This window comes from Sphingopyxis sp. GW821-FHT10B01, from assembly GCF_059415685.1.
The window spans coordinates 903,980-922,039 of sequence record NZ_JBWKNS010000002.1 but is presented as its reverse complement, the minus strand read 5'-3'; the positions used below and the strand labels follow the sequence as shown (position 1 = coordinate 922,039).

General features: G+C 64.3%; 15 protein-coding genes and 1 tRNA gene. 9 read left to right on the top strand and 7 right to left on the bottom strand.

All coding sequences use genetic code 11. From position 1 onward, the window contains the following. Window positions 1-242: 242 nt before the first annotated feature. Window positions 243-1,943: a sulfatase family protein gene (locus tag AC07NV_RS08835; protein ID WP_495165942.1), complete on the bottom strand. Its 1,701-nt coding sequence runs from the start codon at window positions 1,941-1,943 to the stop codon at window positions 243-245. 34 nt (window positions 1,944-1,977) lie between these two features. After that, complete coding sequence (locus AC07NV_RS08830; RefSeq protein WP_495165941.1) at window positions 1,978-4,242, bottom strand: TonB-dependent receptor; 2,265 nt, start codon at window positions 4,240-4,242, stop codon at window positions 1,978-1,980. 242 nt (window positions 4,243-4,484) lie between these two features. Here AC07NV_RS08830 and AC07NV_RS08825 point away from each other — a divergent pair, with 242 nt between their 5' ends. Further along, on the top strand, window positions 4,485-5,180 hold the full coding sequence (locus tag AC07NV_RS08825) for a CerR family C-terminal domain-containing protein (RefSeq protein ID WP_495165940.1): 696 nt from the start codon (window positions 4,485-4,487) through the stop codon (window positions 5,178-5,180). Window positions 5,181-5,339: 159 nt separating this feature from the next. Beyond that, entirely contained in the window at window positions 5,340-7,145 is a 1,806-nt protein-coding gene (locus tag AC07NV_RS08820) for a diguanylate cyclase (RefSeq protein ID WP_495165939.1), read from the top strand. Window positions 7,146-7,184: 39 nt separating this feature from the next. Here AC07NV_RS08820 and AC07NV_RS08815 read toward each other — a convergent pair whose 3' ends face one another. Continuing rightward, a complete protein-coding gene (locus AC07NV_RS08815) occupies window positions 7,185-7,949 on the bottom strand; it encodes a sulfite exporter TauE/SafE family protein (RefSeq protein ID WP_495165938.1) in 765 nt (254 codons plus the stop codon). 411 nt (window positions 7,950-8,360) lie between these two features. Between AC07NV_RS08815 and AC07NV_RS08810 the strand changes: the two genes are divergently transcribed. The 4 genes from AC07NV_RS08810 (at window position 8,361) to AC07NV_RS08795 (ending at window position 11,660) form a co-directional block, all read left to right on the top strand. Further along, window positions 8,361-9,260: a LysR family transcriptional regulator gene (locus AC07NV_RS08810; protein ID WP_495165937.1), complete on the top strand. Its 900-nt coding sequence runs from the start codon at window positions 8,361-8,363 to the stop codon at window positions 9,258-9,260. 215 nt (window positions 9,261-9,475) lie between these two features. Further along, the gene (locus AC07NV_RS08805) at window positions 9,476-10,105 is read left to right on the top strand and encodes an HAD family hydrolase (RefSeq protein WP_495165936.1); all 630 of its coding nucleotides are present in this window, start codon (window positions 9,476-9,478) and stop codon (window positions 10,103-10,105) included. A gap of 14 nt (window positions 10,106-10,119) precedes the next feature. Next, entirely contained in the window at window positions 10,120-11,250 is a 1,131-nt protein-coding gene (locus AC07NV_RS08800; protein ID WP_495165935.1) for an alanine racemase, read from the top strand. Between the two features lie 14 nt (window positions 11,251-11,264). Further along, window positions 11,265-11,660, top strand: a complete 396-nt coding sequence (locus tag AC07NV_RS08795; protein WP_495165934.1) for a RidA family protein — start codon at window positions 11,265-11,267, stop codon at window positions 11,658-11,660. 131 nt (window positions 11,661-11,791) lie between these two features. Here AC07NV_RS08795 and AC07NV_RS08790 read toward each other — a convergent pair. After that, a tRNA-Cys gene (locus AC07NV_RS08790) sits at window positions 11,792-11,865 on the bottom strand. 266 nt (window positions 11,866-12,131) lie between these two features. Here AC07NV_RS08790 and AC07NV_RS08785 point away from each other — a divergent pair. From AC07NV_RS08785 to AC07NV_RS08775, 3 genes are all read left to right on the top strand, one after another. Beyond that, a complete protein-coding gene (locus tag AC07NV_RS08785; protein WP_495165933.1) occupies window positions 12,132-12,794 on the top strand; it encodes a protein-L-isoaspartate O-methyltransferase family protein in 663 nt (220 codons plus the stop codon). Window positions 12,795-12,829: 35 nt separating this feature from the next. After that, window positions 12,830-14,317 carry a TolC family outer membrane protein gene (locus AC07NV_RS08780; RefSeq protein WP_495165932.1) on the top strand — a complete coding sequence of 496 codons (1,488 nt, stop codon included), beginning with the start codon at window positions 12,830-12,832 and terminating at the stop codon, window positions 14,315-14,317. 78 nt (window positions 14,318-14,395) lie between these two features. Then, the gene (locus tag AC07NV_RS08775) at window positions 14,396-14,821 is read left to right on the top strand and encodes a DUF2497 domain-containing protein (protein ID WP_495165931.1); all 426 of its coding nucleotides are present in this window, start codon (window positions 14,396-14,398) and stop codon (window positions 14,819-14,821) included. Here AC07NV_RS08775 and nudC read toward each other — a convergent pair whose 3' ends face one another. The 3 genes from nudC to AC07NV_RS08760 are packed head-to-tail and all read right to left on the bottom strand — an operon-like array spanning window position 14,822 to window position 18,044. Next, entirely contained in the window at window positions 14,822-15,691 is an 870-nt protein-coding gene (gene nudC, locus AC07NV_RS08770; protein WP_495165930.1) for an NAD(+) diphosphatase, read from the bottom strand. After that, window positions 15,691-16,977, bottom strand: coding sequence for a serine hydrolase domain-containing protein (locus AC07NV_RS08765; RefSeq protein ID WP_495165929.1), 1,287 nt, complete (start codon window positions 16,975-16,977; stop codon window positions 15,691-15,693). The genes nudC and AC07NV_RS08765 overlap by 1 nt, the downstream gene beginning before the upstream one ends. After that, on the bottom strand, window positions 16,974-18,044 hold the full coding sequence (locus AC07NV_RS08760) for an A/G-specific adenine glycosylase (protein WP_495165928.1): 1,071 nt from the start codon (window positions 18,042-18,044) through the stop codon (window positions 16,974-16,976). Before AC07NV_RS08760 ends, AC07NV_RS08765 begins: the two co-directional genes overlap by 4 nt. Window positions 18,045-18,060 lie beyond the last annotated feature (16 nt).

The following is an 18,060-nucleotide window of genomic DNA, read 5'->3' as shown; positions in this document are numbered from 1 at the left end:
TTATCGTCAACAAGCGAAAGGAGGTGGTCGAATGTCTCATTGTCACACGCCGCATGCGGCAGATTTGAGCATGACCTTCCTCGCGGGGGTCCAGCTCGGCTAAGCTGTCCGCGACAGGCAAGACAATGGAAGGGCTGCTCCGGAAGGCGCAGCCCTTTGTTGTTTCGATTGCCGCAGGGCGCGCAATCGATTTTTGCAAAGCGGCGTGAAGCTGCGTCGCCGAGCCGCGCTGCCCCCTACTCTCAGCCGGGCAAGGGACGATTATACATCTCTGTCGGCCCCGGATATTCGCTTCCGTCGTCCGTGCCGACTTCCCGCGCGATCAGCGCGTTGACCATGGTGCTGAGACGCAACAGGTTGCGCTTCTGATCGGGCCGCGATGCCAGATTCACCAGTTCATTGGGATCGGCCTGTGTGTCGTATAGCTCGAGATCGTTGTTCCCCGACAGCTGCGCCCAGTTTCGCGGCTGCTGATGATGCTCCGGGGCGAAATAGCGCGCAAATTTCCAGCGGCCGTCGTGGACCCCGCGGTGCAGCCGGCGGCGCGACAGGTCGAAGCGTTCGGCGAACGCGGCGGTGGCGGGCTGGCCTGCCTTGGGCGCCCACCCATAACCCACCGCATAATTGAACAAATGTCCGCGAATATCGCGTTCGGTCCGCGCATCGGGGTCGGTCAGCAGCGACGTGACATCGACGCCCGGCAAGTCTGGATAATGGTCTTTCCGCCAGCCCGCATCCTTGCCGCCGAGCGCCAGCAGCGTCGGCGCGATATCGACCGCGCTCATCAGGCGGCGCGACCGGCGCCCGCCCGCCACGTCGGGATGAACGATGATCATCGGGACATTGGTTTCTTCGCGATAGATTGTGCCGCCCTTCTGCCGCATGCCGTGCGCGCCGCCGCGCTCGCCATGATCCGAGGTGAAGACGATGACCGTGTTCTCGAGCTGCCCGCTCGCTTCCAGCGCCCACAACAGCTGGGTGATCCGCCGGTCCATGTCGCGGATGCAATTGTAATAATAGTTGCGGAAGCGGCGCCACGACGCCTCATCGCCAAGGTCCATCGCGCCATAGGTGCGGATGTTCGAAGCGGCGATGCCGCGATGCGCCTCGGGCTTGCCGCTCAGATCGTCGCGATAAAAGCTTTCGGGCAGCTCGAAACCATTGTCCTCGGCATAGAGCGGGTCGCCAGGCTCGCGGCGTAGCGGTCCGAGAAGATAGGGATGCGCCCGCGACGCCGTCTGCTTGCCGGTCGCGTCATAGAACATGATGTCATGCGGATTGAGCAGGCCGACAACCATGAACCACGGCTTGCCGGCCGCCTTGTCGCGCTCCTTGAAATCGAGGATGCTACGCGAGGCATCGGCGGCGATATATTGATCATGGCGATAGCCGTCCCACGTCAGGCCGACGGCTTCGCCATCGAACCCGTAATCGTCGAACCCATATTCCTCCATGGCATGCTCGGTCGCCGGATAGATCGTGCCCGAAACCTGATTCCAGTTCCGCTTCTCGTTGATCGGCGAAAGGTGCCATTTCCCCTTGTAGCTGGTGTAATAGCCCGCGGCCCGCATCATGTGGCCCAGCGTCGGCAGATCGGTCGGCAGCACCGGATCGTCGGCGCCGCTCGAGTTCAGATAGATACCCGTGCGCTGCGTGTGATGCCCGGTGAAGATCGTCGAGCGCGACGGGCTGCACGGCGTGGTCTGGACATGGTAATTTTCGACAAGCGTGCCGCGCGCCATCAGTTCGCGATGCCCCGGCAGCTTTTCGAGCAGTCCGGCGGGGAAGCTCGCAACGCTCTGCTCCTGATCGGTGACGATCATCAGAACATTGAGCTTGCGGCCGTCCGCCGCGGGGGCGCCTGCCCGTGCGCCGGACGCCGCGAGCACTCCGGCCCCGCCCATGCCGCCAACGAATGCGCGGCGTCCAACAGTCCAAACCATCTCGCGGCCTTTCCGTGTCAAATCCATGTGTTGCCTAGAAACGAAGCACCGCTTCCAGATTGACCGTCCGCGGCGGGTTGATCATCACGACATGGCTGTTCCCGCCGAGCAGAGGCGTGTTGATCGCCTGGCTGAACGTCACCTTGTTCGTGAGATTGCGCCCGACGAGCGCGAGTTCCCACGCACCGTCCTCCTTGCGAATGGCAAGGCGCGCGTCGACCTTCGCATAGCCCGGCTGCGCGTTCAGCGGGTTCATGTCGCCCTGCAGATAGGATTTCGACGTGTAATCGGCCGCGCCGCGCGCGCTGACGATCAGGCCGTCCGCCACCGGCACGTCGAACTGCACATATCCCGATGCCTTCCATTCGGGCGCGCGGGTCAGGCGCACGCCCGAAAGATTGTTCGTGGCGGGCAGGCAGGTTGCCGGCGCGTTGTAGAGGCAAGGCCCACCCGGATAGTCGTTATATTTCGCGTCGAGATAGGCGCCGGTTGCCCCGAGGCTGACGATCGAGCTGGGCCGGTACCGTGCCTCGACCTCGACACCTTGCGCCGTCGCCTTGGCGGCGTTGCCGGTGATGAAGGCCGTGCCGTTGTACGATGACACCTGCAGATTGGCGAAGCGGGTGCGGAACAGCGCGATGTCGAGGTCGAGCTTGCGATCGAACAGGCGCATCTTGGTACCGAGTTCCCACGCTCGCGCGCGTTCGTCATCGAAGTCGAACCGGCCGTTGTTGTTGCGGATATTGTATAGGAGCAGCCCGTCGTTCGACAGGAAGCCGCCGCCCTTGGTCCCCGTCGCATAGCTGACATAGGCCGAGACCGCCGGGCTGAATTCGTAGCGGAGACGCAGCGAATAATCCCATAGCTTCTCGGTGCGGCTGCCGCTGATATCGAAATCCAGATTGTTCGCGGGGATGCGCGGTCCGACATTGGTGCTGATCCCGCGCGCATCCTTCTTTTCATGGCTGTAGCGCAGGCTGCCGCTGAAGGTCAGCGCATCGGTCAGGTCCGCCTCGACGATCGCAAAGGGCGACAGCGACCAGGACGACTGGGTAAAGCCGCGCTTGCCCTCGGCCTGCGGCAGCGTCGTCCCGACCAGATTGCCGTTGTAGCTGACGAGTTGCAGGATATCGAGGTCGGCGTCGGTATAGGTGGCGCCGAACGCAAGGTTGATCCCGGCGGCGACGTCGCGCGATACACGCAGCTCCTGGAAGAACTGGCTGCTCTCTTCGGCTTGCAGCGTGTTGAGCAGGTTGATCGGCCCGGGGATGGTGTTGAACGTGCGTTCCGAATCCACCGCCTGATACGCGGTGATCGACGTGACCGACCAGTCGCCTGGGGTCCAGTTCATCGTCATCGCGCCAGTGCGCGATTTGGTGACGTCATATTCCTTCGGAAAGCCGCGGCTGAACCGCCAGAAGCCGGGCTTATCCTGCGCCGCCGCGCCGCCGCTGGCATTGCGGATGACGTTGCACAGATTGCAGTTCGCATTGCCGATATTGTTATAGACCGCGTTCGACCCGTTGATCTCGTTCCGGAACCCCTCGACCTTGAGCAGGACCTCGAAATCCTCGCTCGGCTCCCACAGGATCTGGGCGCGCCCCGACCGGTATTTCGACCCGTTGTCGTCAAAGCCGGTCAGCCGGTTTTCGATATAGCCGTCGGCCTGTCCGGCACCACCGCTCAACCGCACGCTCAGCGTGTCGCTGATCGGCCCCGAGAGATATCCGCTGAAATTCATCCCGCCTTGCGCCAGTTCGGTGCCCGCGCGGAACTCGGCCTGAAAATCGCGGGTCGGACGGCGCGTGATCATGCTGATCGCGCCGGCATTGGTATTCTTGCCGAACAGCGCGCCCTGCGGTCCGCGGACGACCTCGATACGCTCGACATCGAGGAACGGCACCTGCAACGACCGCGCACGGCTGGAATAGACGCCGTCGACGAACAGCCCGACCGATTGCTCGAACGCCAGATTGTTCGCGCCCGACCCAAGCCCGCGGATCGTGATGGCGTAGTTGCCGTTGGTGTTATCGATCTGAAGATTGGGAACCGATGACTGGAGATCGGTGAACAGACGCTGCCCCTGCTGCTCGATCGCGGCCCCCGTCACGACGCCCACCGAAATCGGGACTTCCTGCAGCGTCTGGGGACGGCGCGACGCGGTGACGATAATGTCGTCATTGCCCGCCGTTTCGGTTGCCCCGGCCGCCTCGGCATCCTGCGCCGCCGCCGGATGCGCGGCGGCAATCATCAAGGTTCCGGTGGCAAGCGCCGTCAAGGTCCGGTGGTGGCGTGTCATCCCTCTCTCCCATGTTCACGGCCACTGTTCGGCAGCGCGGTCCGGGCGCCCTCGACTCCATGGCCTTTCCTATTATGTATCAACTGATATATTTTGGCATCGCAAAAATCAATAGTATTCTAAGTATTTTTTGAACAAGCACGTAAAGCTCGATATTCCGCCGAAAACCCCGCGTTTGCCAACCAGCGGACAATTGCTTTACGCAGGGCAAGTTCGATGCGGCGACAGTTTTGAGGTTGATCATGACGATGGGAGATTCGGTCGAGGTGCCCGTTGCGCAGCCCGGGAGAGACGCGGTGTCGAATGCGTCGCGCAAGGGCGATCAATCGCGCCAGCGCATTCTCGAGGCCGCTCTGATCGAATTCGGGGCGGCGGGATTCCGCTCCACGACCACACGGCGTATCGCCGAACGGGCAAGCACGACGCTTCCGCCGCTGAACTATTATTTCGGCAGCAAGGAAGGACTTTATCGCGCCTGCGCCGAAGAGATTGTGTCGCGCTATGGGCAAGCCACGCATGACGCCGTGGCAAGAGCCAGGCAAACGATCGAGTCTCCGTCGGGGCCGGAGGAGGCGCGCGAAACGCTCAAGAATTTGATGGCGGCATCGGTCGAACTGATTCTCGGCAGCGACGCCTATATATTGGGTAACGGAATCATTGCCCGCGAGCTCGCCGAACCGGGCCCGGCGTTCGAGATTTTCTATGACCGCCTGTGGCTGCCCGGCATCGAGCGCAACTCGGCCCTGGTCTCGCTGATCAAGTCCGAACCCCGGATATCAGCCGAATCGCGTGTGCAGGCGATCCTGCTGGTATCGAGCCTCCCTTCCCTTCACACGCGAAGAATCGTTGCCCAAAGGGCGATGGCATGGCCCGCAATCGGGAGGACGGAACTGGACCTGATCAAACAGGTCCTGCATCGGCAAATCGACCAACTCTGAATATGGCTGGTCACATCAGCGTCATTTGAACCCTGGAACGGTCGGGGCAGACCCTTGGCAAGCAAGGGAGAATAAACGTACAGACGAACCGCGGCGATGGCCTTTGCACAAAGGCCAAGATTAACTTCGTTCCAATGATTGGTTCTCTAAAATCCGACCATGCGTTTAGCGACAATCACCAACTGGGCCTATGGGGCGACAGTCGTGCTGACCATCGTGTCGAGCACGACCATGATCTTCGCGTCGAATGCGCAGGATCGCGAACGCTCGGCGGTCGAACAGCGCTACTTGCTGGATCAGGCGACAGCCGAACTCGGAACCGATATTTACGCGCTGAGTGACCGGGCGCGACAGTTCGTCAACACCGAAGATCCCACCTATCTGGCGGCCTATCGCAGCGAAGTCGCGGCGCTCAAGGCCGTCGAGGATCGCATCCGTCATATCGGCGATGCCGGTGCGACGGCCGGCGAGCTCGCCGCGCTGAAGAAGGCCATCGCGCTTGCCGACACGCTCCACGACGAGCAGGAAACGGCACTCAAGGCCTTTGAAAGCGGAAACGCCGTCGTGGCGCGCCAGATATTGTTCGGCGCCGAATATGAACGGCAGCTCGACCGCGCCGAGATCGAGGTTCAGCGTTTCCAGGACCGGCTGGACAGCCGCATCGAAGCGCAGGTGTCGGAAGCGACCGATCTTTCGCGGTTGTGGAAGCGCATATCCGAGGTCGTGCTGGTGCTGACGGCGCTCCTCGTCCTGTTTGTGCTCTATTTCATCTTCAAGCAGCGCGTCCTGCATCCGGTCGTGCGGCTGAGCGATGTCGTCAACCGGCTGGCGGTGCAGGATTATGCCGCCGAACCGCCCGAGGTCAGCCATATCGACGAAATCGGCGACATGGCGCAGGCCATCCGCATCTTCCGCGAAAATGGCCTCGAACGCCAACGGCTGGAGGCCGAGCGCGATACCGACCGTAGCATGCGCGACCTGTTGTCGCGGATGACGCAGCGAATGCAGGGGTGCGACACGCTCCACGACCTGCAGGAAGTCGTCCAGCGCTTCGTTCCCGAGATCGCACCGGGGCTCCCTGGACGTCTCTACCTGCTCGACAGGCAGCGTAACCTGGTGGTCGAGGCGTGCGGCTGGCTGGGTCCGGTCCGGTCCGGCGACCAGTTTTCGGCGCTGTCGTGCTGGGCGCTACGGCGCGGACTGCGGCACCGTCCGGCGGGGGACAATGTCGATGTCCCCTGCGACCATATCGAGTGGGACGCAGACCATCCGGTCGACACCCTCTGCCTCCCGCTCACCGCGCAGCGCGAAACACTGGGCCTGCTCTATTTCGAAATGCCGATGGGCGACGCGACACGCAGCGCGGCGCAGTTGATCTATTTCGACATGCTTGCCGAAAATATCGGGCTGGCGGTCGCCAATCTTCAGCTCCGCGACACGCTACGCGAAATGGCGATGGCCGATTCGCTGACCGGCCTCGCCAATCGCCGGCAACTCGGCCATGTGCTCGAGACGCAATTCGCGCAGGCCGGGCGTCTCGGCGAACCGCTCGGTTGCCTGATGATCGACGTCGATCATTTCAAGCGGTTCAACGATATCCATGGCCATGAGGCCGGCGACGCCGTTCTCGGTGCCGTCGGGCAGGTACTGGCCAATGTGACGCGCGAAGCGAACCTCGCCTTCCGGTACGGCGGCGAGGAATTTCTGGTTCTCCTCCCCGGGCTATCGCTCGCACAGGCAGAGGAACGTGCGCAGGATATCCGCGCCCACATCTCGGCGCTGGAACTGGGACATGGCGGCAAGGACCTTGACCCGATCACGGTATCGGTCGGCATCGCCGTCGCACCGGATCATTGCGGCTTCGACCGTCTGGTACGGACCGCCGACGCCGCCCTGCTGCGCGCCAAGACGCTGGGGCGCGATCGCGTGGAAATGGCCCAGTTGCGCAAGGCAGCCCGGGAATAACAGGGCGGAAGAAATGCCCCCCGGGGCCGATGGCCCGTGTCAGCTGGTCAGCAACTTCAGGCCCGAAAAGAGAAGCACGGCCGCGAGCGCCGGGCGCAGCAGATGATCGGGTGCGCGGCTGGACAAGAGGCTGCCGACGATCACACCCGGGATCGACCCGACGAGCAGACTGGCGAGCAGCTGGAGATCGACATCGCCATAGAGCCAATGTCCCGACCCCGCCACCAGAGCCAGCGGAACGGCGTGCGCGATGTCGGTGCCCACGATCCGCGAGACCGGCAAGGTCGGATAGAGCATCAGCAAGGCGGTGACGCCGATCGCTCCCGCGCCGATCGACGAGATCGAAACCGCGATCCCGATAAACGCCCCGAGCATCACGGTCGGCAGCAGCGCGCGCCGGTCGCCCGGACCTTCGTGCCGCTGCGCGAACCGCATGAGCCGCCCCTGAAAGAGCGCCGCGAACGCCGTCAGGATCAGCATACAGCCGAGAAACAGGATGATGACATGCTCGGCGCGAGCGCCGATTTCCCCGAGCCCCTGCAGCGCGACGACCGACAGAACGGCAGCCGGGATCGATCCCGCGGCGAGACGGCGAAAAATATGCCAGTCGACCGTATCGCGCCAGCCATGGACGGTGCTCCCCACCGTCTTCGTCAATGCGGCAAACAAAAGGTCGGTGCCGACGGCCGTCTTCGGATTGACGCCGAACATCAGCACCAGCAGCGGCGTCATCAGCGACCCGCCCCCCACACCCGTCAACCCGACCATGATGCCCACCAGCAAACCTGCGGTCGCGTGCATCATGTCGACATGCTCGAAAAGATTTTGGAGCAATCCAATCACCCGGAAATCGGCAGACCCTTTCGACCTTCTGCCGGGGAGGACCGGGCCTGTCGAATGAATTTCCTGTCACCGGGCACAATCTGCCTGCAATGCCAGAGCAGGCTGGCTTTAGGTGGACTTAATCGCTGTTCCCCCGCGAAGGCGGGGGAACACAAGACGTCAGATGAAATCGAACATCTGAGGTTCGATTGCCAGCCACGACGCGCGCCATTCCTCTCATCGCCGATCCCGAAACGATCATTCCGCTTTCATTCGATCATTTGGCGAATAGATTGGCGCGGGCAGCCGCCCGCGCCATCCGATCGCCGGCGGCGCTACTCTGGACCGGTTTTTCTCCTGGAGCTCCGAAGAGCGTAACGATGGGCGTGAACGATGGAAATGGCGTGGCTTGAAGATCTGGGTGCCCTTATCCGCGTGGGGAATTTCTCGCGCGCCGCGGCGGAGCGCTGCGTCACGCAACCGGCCTTCAGTCGCCGTATCCGGGCGCTGGAAGAGTGGCTCGACGTCGAACTCGTCGACCGCAGTACGCATAAAATGACACTGACGCCCGCCGGCGAGCGCTTCGCGGTGATCGCCGAGACGGTTCTGCGGGACGTCGAGCATGGACGGCGGGAAGTTCAGGAAATTGCGGGAACATCGGCTTCGACGATCAAGATTCTGGTCACCCACGCCCTCGCGCTCAACTTCTTCCCGCAGTGGCTCGCGACGCTGCAAGCGAGGGCGGATTCGGAGATTCCGATCCAGCTGACCGCCGACAATATGGGTGCATCCGAAAATATCATGCTGACCGGAAAGGCGCATTTCTGCCTGTGCTATTTCTATCCCGGCGCGGCGTCGGTTCTCGATGGTGCCGGCTTCCAGTCGATATCGCTCGGCCCTGACGCGCTTGTGCCCGTCAGCGCGCCCGGCGGCAGCGACGGGGCGCCGCTCCATTCGATCACCGGCGGTGCAGGGGGAACGGTCAATCTGCTGGCCTATGGAGAAGGATCTGGCATGGGCCGCATCGTGTCGGCGATGTTCGAGACGAAGGCGATCCCGGTCAGCTTTGCACCGGTCTTCACGTCGCACACGCTGGTCCTCGCGCGGATGGCCAGGGACGGGAAAGGGCTTGCCTGGCTGCCGCTCAGCATCGTTGCCGACGATCTGGCGAAAGGCACATTGGTCCGGGCGGGCGATGCTGTCTGGGATATTCCTGTCGATGTCCGGCTCTATCGGCCGCGCAGCCGGCAATCGCAGTCGGCCGAAGCCTTCTGGAAGCTGGCCGCCACCTAGGCGCTATCTCATCCCGCTGCGCGAAACCGCGGCGATCGACCGGCCCGTGCTTACGCAGCGGCATCAAACCATCAGCAACAGGCATTAGCCGACACAAGCCAGTCCTTGGTAATCGCCAACGACCTTGAGCGGCATGACCCGAAATCGCCCGGCAACGGGTCCGGACCCGTGCACGCCCGAATTCGGACAGCATAACGGAATCTGGATTTTACTGCATGAAACAAATCGCTTCCATCGAAGCCATACTCTTCGACCTGCTCACCGCGCTCCTCGATTCATGGTCGGTCTGGAATCACGCGGCCGGGTCCAGCGCCGACGGACTACGCTGGCGCCGCGCCTATCTCGAACTGACCTATGGATGCGGCGCCTACCGGCCCTATGAAGACCTTGTTCGCGAGGCGGCGGCCGTAGCGGGCGTACCCGTGTCGGCCGCCGATGCCTTGACCGCGCACTGGAACACGCTCCGCCCCTGGCCCGAAGGCCCCGGAGTGCTGGCAAACCTGAGCGCACGCGGCATCAAATTGGGTGTCGTCACAAACTGTTCGGTCGCCCTCGGACGGCGGGCGGCGGAGCGGGTCGGTGTTCCCTTTGCCGCCGTCGTGACCTCCGAAGAGACGGGTTATTACAAACCGCGGCCCGAATCCTATCGCGCCGCGCTCGACCGGCTCGGCACCGATCCCGCCCGGACGCTTTTCGTTGCGGGCTCGCCGGCGGATATTCCCGGCGCGGCGGGTGTCGGCATGCCCGTTTTCTGGCACAACAGGGCGGGGCTGCCTTTCGTCGCCGATGCGGCACGCCCCTTTCTTATCGCCGATACGCTGGATCCGCTCGGAGCACTCGTATGAAGGATTGGGCCCATATGTTCGAGGGATTGAATACCCCGCACCTGCTTCTCGATGCGGATCGACTGGAGCGCAATGCTGCCCGCATGCGCGTCCGCTGTGACGCGCTGGGCGTTACGCTCCGCCCGCACCTCAAGACCGCCAAATCTGTCGACGTCGCGCGCATCGCTGCCGATGGCGGGCAAGGACCGATCACCGTCTCGACACTGGCCGAAGCCGAGCATTTTGCCGCGGCGGGCTGGCGCGACATCCTCTACACCACCGCGATCGCGCCCACGAAACTGGCCCGCGCCGAACGGATCCAGCGCGAGCATGGCGCACGCCTGCTGTTCGTCCTCGACAACAGCGATGCGGCAGCGGCCATCGGGAAAGAGGCGGCTTCGCTCGGCGCCCGCTTCGGCATCCTGATCGAGGTCGATTGCGGCGAGCACCGCAGCGGCGTCGCCCCCGCATCGGACGAGCTTGTCGCCATCGCCGACACGATTCGGGGCTGCGCGCCGCAGCTGGAGCTGATGGGTGTGATGACCCACGCCGGGCATAGCTATGCTTTCGACGATCCGGCCGCGATCGCGGCGCTGGCCGAGGTCGAGCGGTACGCAGCGGTCGCCTCCGCCGAACGGCTGCGATCGCGTGGCCACGCGTGCCCCATCGTCAGCGTCGGCTCGACACCCACCGCGCTCTTCGCCGACCAGCTGTCCGGCGTTACCGAAGTGCGCGCCGGCATTTACCTGTTCTGGGATCTTGCCCAATTGTCACGGGGCATGTGCGCCGAGGACGATCTGGCAATCTCCGTGCTGGCGACGGTGATCGGCCACCAGCCCCGCGGCCCCAGCCTCATTCTCGACGCCGGCGCCCTCGCCCTGTCCAAGGACGTCGGCGCCAACCGCTTCATGCCCGAAGCAGGCTATGGACTGGTCTGCGACGCCGCAACGCTGAAGCCGCTCGGTTCGCTGGCGGTCACAACGGTGCATCAGGAACATGGCAATGTCCCGGTTCCCGACGAAAGCTGGTTCGCACGCCTGCCAATCGGCAGCCTCGTTCGAATTTTGCCCAACCACGCCTGTCTGACCTGTGCGGCCTATGATTCCTATGCTGTATTGCGTGCCGGACAGCTGGCCGGACAATGGTCCCGCACGGGTGGATGGTAATTTCGGAGATCGACATGAGCGTTCAGAAAATGACAGAAATACGCTGCGCGGACGCCCCCGCCCCCGGCGGCCATTACGCCCAGGCCATGCTGCACGGCGACACCCTCTATGTTTCGGGACAGCTTGGTGTGACGAGCGCGACCCCGGATGCCGGAAATGTCCCGATCGCGGAACAGGTGGCATTCGCGCTCAACAACATCGCGGCGATCGGCCGCGTGGTGGGCGCGCAAATCGACGACATCGTCCGATGCACGGTGTACGTAACAGACATCGCCCATTGGGACGAAGCGAACCGGGCCTATGCGGCCTTCTTCGGATCCCATCGCCCGGCCCGCTCCATCGTTCCATGCAACCCGCTCCACTTCGGCGCACTGGTCGAGATCGAGGCCGTCATCGCTGTGAGTTCCTGAGGCAGGGCCGGGCTTCGGACGTAAAAGCCCGGTCGTTCCATAAAGGCCGGCGCAGACAATCGATGATCGCCGATACACCACTGGAAAACAGGTGAATTTCAACTGTCCGCGATCACCGCCGGACAGGATTTTGGAGGCCCGAGCCGGAATCGAACCGGCGTGCGCGGATTTGCAGTCCGCTACGTCACCACTCCGCCATCGGGCCTCATGCCAGATTGCCGCATCCTGAGTAGACGGGCCGGGTGTTGGACGGCGCCGCTAGTGAGCGGCTTTCGCGATCTTGTCAAGGATTCGCCAAAGCGCCCCCTTTGATGCCGCGCGTGCCGTGCGATGCGGGCTTGGCTGTCCGGCCGTTGGCAGCTATGCGCGGCGGATGTGCGGCTGCGGGGCTGTATTACCATTGCAATACAGCATGGCTTCGGCTAAAGCTGCCTGCAACAAGGTGATGCCCCAGGGAATCGGAAAAGGCTGATGGCGACGAAGTTTAGCGAAATCACGGCTGCGGACATGCGGTCCGCCATGATCGACAGCCAGCTCAGGACCAACGACGTCATCGATCCGGCCGTGATCGGCGCGATGGCCGCGGTGCCGCGCGAGGCGCATGTGCCCGCCGCGCTCGCCAGCGTTGCCTATACCGACCGCGCGGTTGCGCTGGGGCATGGCCGCGCCCTGAACGCACCGCTGGTGACCGGCCGAATGCTCGTTGCGGCGGCGATCCGTCCTGGCATGCGCGTGATGCTCATCGGCAGCGCCACGGGCTATACCGCCGCGCTGCTCGCGCGACTCGGCGCCGAAGTCCATGCCGTCGAAGAACAGAGCGACCTGATAACCGCGGCACAAAGCGCCCTCACCGACGAAAATATCCATTGGATCGCGGGACCGCTGATCGCCGGAGCGCCCGGTGCGGCGCCGTTTGACCGCATCATCATCGAAGGCGCGATCGAGACGCTGCCCGACGCGCTTGCCGACCAGCTCGCCGAGGGCGGCAAGCTGGTCGCCGCGCAGCGCGAGGGCGCCGTCACGCGGCTGGTTCAGGGTATCAAGGCTGGCGGGGCTATTCCGCTACGCAGCTTCGCCGACATGGACGTCGCGCCGCTGCCCGGCTTTGCCGCGCCGACAGGCTTCAAATTTTAAGGCGGCATCCCTCTTTGTTTCAGGCTGACATCTTTATGCTCGATACCGATAAGAAACAGCCTCTTCGCCGTGCCCGCTGGCTCGCCGGCCTTGCGGTCAGCGCGCTGGTGCTGGCGCCTGCGGCGCAAGCCGAAACACTTCAGGACGCGCTGGCCAAGGCCTATGAGAACAACCCGACGTTGACCGGCGCGCGCGCCGGACAGCGGGCAAACGACGAAAATGTTCCGATCCAGAAGGCGCTCGGCCTGCCCGAGGTCGGCGCCCGCGTCGACTATCAGGAAAACCTGGTGCTCCCCGGCAACGCCTTTTTCTCGCCCAAACGTTCCATGACCGTCGGCGGGCAACTGACCGTCCCCATTTATCAGGGCGGCGCGGTGCGCAACGCTATCAAGGCCGCCAAATTTCGCGTCGAGGCTGGTCAGGCAGATCTCCGCGCGACCGAGGCGAGCATCTTCTCGCAGACGGTGGGCGCCTATATGGATGTCATCCGCGATCAGGCGATCGTCCAGCTCAACCAGAAGAATGTCGCGGTCCTGCGCACCAATTTGCAGGCGTCGAGCGACCGCTTCGAGATCGGCGACCTGACGCGCACCGACGTTGCTCAATCCGAAGCACGGCTCGCGCTCGCGGAGGGCGATTTGCGCACCGCCGAATCGAACCTGATCGCCAGCCGGGAATCCTATATCCGCCTCGTCGGCGATGCGCCGGTCGATCTGCAACAGCCGCCGGCGTTGCCCAATCTGCCGGTGACCGCCGAGGAAGCTGTCGCGATTGCGCTGAACAACAATCCCGACATCGAGGCAGCAAACCAGCTCGTCAATGCCAGCCGCGCCGATATCGGCGTCGCGCGCGCAAGCCGCCTGCCCAAATTGTCGGCGACGACCAATGGGGGTTACACCAACAATCTGAACTCGATACCGCCGGCGAACACCACCTCGGAAAATGTCACGAAGAGCGCGCAGGCCGGCCTCTCGCTGACGGTTCCGCTGTTCCAGGGTGGACGTCCTTCGGCGCAGGTGCGCCAGGCACAGTCGCGCACCAGCCAGGCAATCGAAAATTATGTTGCCACTGAACGCAGCGTGATTGCCCAGACGCGCGGGGCCTATGCCGCATGGCAGGCGAACGAGCGAATCATCACGGCAACCCAGCAGGCGGTAAGCGCCAACGGCCTGTCGCTGGAGGGTGTGCGCGCCGAAAACAGCGTCGGCACCCGCTCGATCCTCGACATATTGAACGCCGAACAGGAATATCTGAACACGCAGGTGCAGCTCGTGTCGGCACAACGCAACTCCTATGTCGCCGCCTTCTCGGTCCTTGCCGCAATGGGCAAAGCCGAAGCGCGCGACCTCGGCATCGAGGGCGGCGCGCTCTATGATCCCGAAGTCAATTACAAGCGCGTGAAGGGGCAAATCTGGGATTGGGCCGACGATCCGGCACCGCAGCAAGTCGCGACCGATACCCGCGCCGTTCCGGCAGCCACCGCAGGCGTCCCCGTGGGTCCGCCGTCGCTGTCGCCACAATAAGGCTTGGCAAAGCCCGCCCCGAACCGGTAAGAAGATGGTTAATTGCCCTGTATTCGTGGGGGCTGAGGGGGCTGATTGATGGGCGACATGTCGCGGGAACCGTCGATGGAAGATATCTTGTCGTCGATTCGGCGCGTGATTGCTCGTGACGAGGCGCCCGGCGCCGTTCGCGAAACGCGGCCCGTCGAAGCCGACGATATTCTCGATCTTCAGGACGAAGAAGACGGCATCCGTGCCGAAGCCGCGCCGGTTGCCGACGAACTCGTCTCCGAAGCAAGCGCCGATGCGGCGCGCCAGTCGCTCGAAGCACTGACCGCGGCCATCGCGCCCGCGGTTGCGGCTGTGGCCGTATCCACGCCTGCCGCTGCAGGCCGCACGATGGAAGACGTTGTCCTCGACGCGCTGCGCCCGATGCTCAAGGACTGGCTCGACACCAATTTGCCGCCGCTCGTCGAGGCGATGGTGGCGAAGGAAATTACCCGGATCACCGGGCGGCGGATTTAACTAACCCGCCCAATCCTCCAGCAGGTAACGCGCGATCGCCAACGGCGGCGGCGCCATGAACGGCGCGCCGATATCGCCCGCGAGCGCCGCGCGAACCTCGTCCTTGTCCACCCACATCGCCGCCTCGATCTCGGTCGTATCAAGCGTCAGCGCAGGGTCGTTCGCGACCGCGCGGCAACCGATCATCAGCGAAGACGGGAACGGCCACGGCTGGCTCGCCACGTAAGACACGTCCGAAACGCGGATCCCCGCCTCCTCGAACAATTCGCGCGCGACCGCCTCCTCCAGCGATTCGCCGGGCTCGACGAACCCCGCAAGCGCCGAGAAGAAGCCCGGCGGGAACCCGCCCTGTCGCCCGACGAGCACGCGGCCCTCGCATTCGGCGAGCATGATGACCACGGGGTCGACACGCGGAAAATGTTCGGCGTTGCAACTGCCGCAGCGCCGCCCCCAGCCACCACGGAACAGATCGGTCGGCGATCCGCACACCGCGCAGAAGCCGTGCCGCGCGTGCCAGTCGACGAGGCTGCGCGCGCCGCCGTAGAGTGCGGCATCTTCGCCCGAGAGCAAAGGCAGAAGCCGCATCACCGTGCGCGACCGCGCATCGATCCGTGCGCCAGCCGGCGCTTCGCGGACGAAATGCGGAATTCCGGCATCGTCGATCCCGAGCAGCATCAGCGCGCGTTCGTCGGCAGGGTCGAGCGGCTCCCACAAGAGCCCGCCCCCCTCGCCGGGCACGAAATCGATGCCGTCGAGCACGAGGCAGCGTGCACGTGGATCGACCGCCGCGGCGGCAAACGCTTCCGCATTGGTGCGAAGCTGATCGGCGCGGTCGAGCCACGCGCCGGTGAATCCGAGCGGCAGCGGCATCAGCCCACGACATCCTTGAAAAAGGTTTCGCCGAACCTGCCCTGGAACGACACCGCATCGGGCGGCATGATCTGCGTATAGCCACCGACGCGATAACCAAGCTTGCGGTGGACGAAGCCGATCGTGCCCGCAGCGCCAGCCCAGCCGAAGATTCCCTCGCCACCCGGCGAGGTTGGCAGCGACACGCGCCCACCCGCGCCGAAGCCCTGCCCGTCGATGAAGGTTCCTTTGCGGTCGACGCTGTCGGCAATGAGGTTCGACATCGCAAGTCGCGCGGTTTCGGCTTTCATCACCCGCACCCCGCCAGTTTCGCCTTCACCGAGCAGCATCGCAAGGAAGCGGTCATAATCGCGCGCGCTCGACACCAGACCGCCGCCGCCAAACGGATAGGGCGGCGGATCAAGATAGATTGAACTCGCGGCCGGATCGAAAGGGATCAGCGCCCCGCCGAACGGCGCATAATTGCTGGCGAAGCGCCCGACATCCTTCGCGCCGACCATGAAAGCCGTGCTCGTCATCCCGAGCGGATCGAACAACCGCGCTTTCAGGAAAGCGTCAAACGCCTGCCCCGACACGACCTCGATCAGCCGCCCCATCAGGTCGAGGCTGATCGAATAGCTCCACTTGGTGCCGGGTTCATACACGAGCGGCAGCGCCGCGAGCCGGTCGGCCATCACCGCAAGGCTCGGGGCGGGCGTCACCGGCGCGAAGCCCGGTATCGGCAGGCGGCTCGCCTGCCCGCCGACGATACCCGCGTCGTCATAGGCCTTTTTGATCGGGCCTTTCTGGATGATATTATAACCGAGCCCCGCCGTGTGGGTCAGCAGTTGGCGCACCGTGATCGGACCTCTTGCAGGGCGAACGTCGGTGATCGAGCCATCGGCCACATTCTGCACCTGCATCTTCGCAAAGGCGGGCAGGAAGTCGGAGATCGGCTGATCGAGCTTCATCTTGCCGTCTTCGATCAGCAGCATCGCGGCAATGCCGGTGACTGGCTTGGTCATCGAATAGAGGCGCCACAGCGTGTCGGGGCCGACCGGGGTCGACGAATCGTTCGACTGCACCCCGGCGCCGAAAAACACGGGCGCCTCTTGTCCCTTGCCGATCGCGGCGAGCGCGCCGGCAAGCTCACGCCGGTCGACGAAGCCTTTGATGAACGCATTGGTCGCGGGATAGAGTCCCGCCCCGTCGACCTTCCACGCGAGCGCGGCGCGCGGCAGCAGCGCCGCGGCTCCGCCCAGCGCGATGCCGCCCATCAGCGCCCGGCGCGAAACCATCATATTCATGTGCGTCTCTCCAGCATCATCTTGTCGACCAGCTTGCGATAGAGCGTCGGCAGCCCGGCCGCGTCAAGGTCCGAGATCGGCCACCATTCGCCTTCCGCTGCGGCACCGGCGGCTTCGGGGGCGGCTTCGGGGGTCGCTTCGCGGCGCACCAACGCCAGCGTGAGGTCGAAATGGGTGAAACCATGATCGACGCTGACGATAACCGACTCGGCCAAACCCGACTCCGGCGCGCGCGCATCGGCCCAGTCGCCGCCGGGTAGCGCACGCATTCCGCCGAGCATGCCCTTGTCGGGGCGCCGGACGAGCCAGATTTGCGCATCGCGCTCGATCCAGTGCGCGACGCCATGGCGATGCGGCTTCGCCTTCTTCGGCGGCTTGACCGGCAGATGATCGATATCGGACCTTCCCCGCGCGCGGCAGTCGGCCATCAACGGACAGATCGCACACGCCGGACCACGCGGCGTGCAAATGGTCGCGCCAAGGTCCATCAGCGCCTGCGCAAAATCGCCGGGCCGGTCCTGTGGCACGAGCGGCACCAGCGCGGCGCGAATCTCGCGCTTGGCCATCGGCAGCGGGGTTTCGATCAGCCGGTGACGTGCCGTCACCCGCTCGATATTGGCATCGACGACGACCGCCGCGCGGCCAAAGGCAATCGCCGCGACCGAGGCGGCGGTATAGTCGCCGATCCCCGGCAGCACGCGCAGCGCGGCCTCGCTATCGGGGAAATGTCCGCCATGATCGCGGGTCACCGTGCGTGCGCAGGCGAGCAGGTTGCGCGCCCGGGCATAATAGCCAAGCCCCGCCCACGCCGCCATGACGTCGGCATCGTCCGCCGCCGCCAGATCGGCAACCGTCGGCCAGCGTTCGGTAAAGCGCGCAAAATAGCCGGCAACCGCGGCAACGGTCGTCTGCTGCAGCATGACCTCGGCCAGCCAGATTCGATAGGGATCGGGAGCAACGCCGCTGTTCGGCGCGATGCGCCAGGGCAGCACCCGCGCCGCGCGGTCGTACCACGCGAGCAGACGGCCTGCGAAGTCGTCAACGATGTTGGAAGTCTGGACGCTCACCCCCCGCCTATGGCAT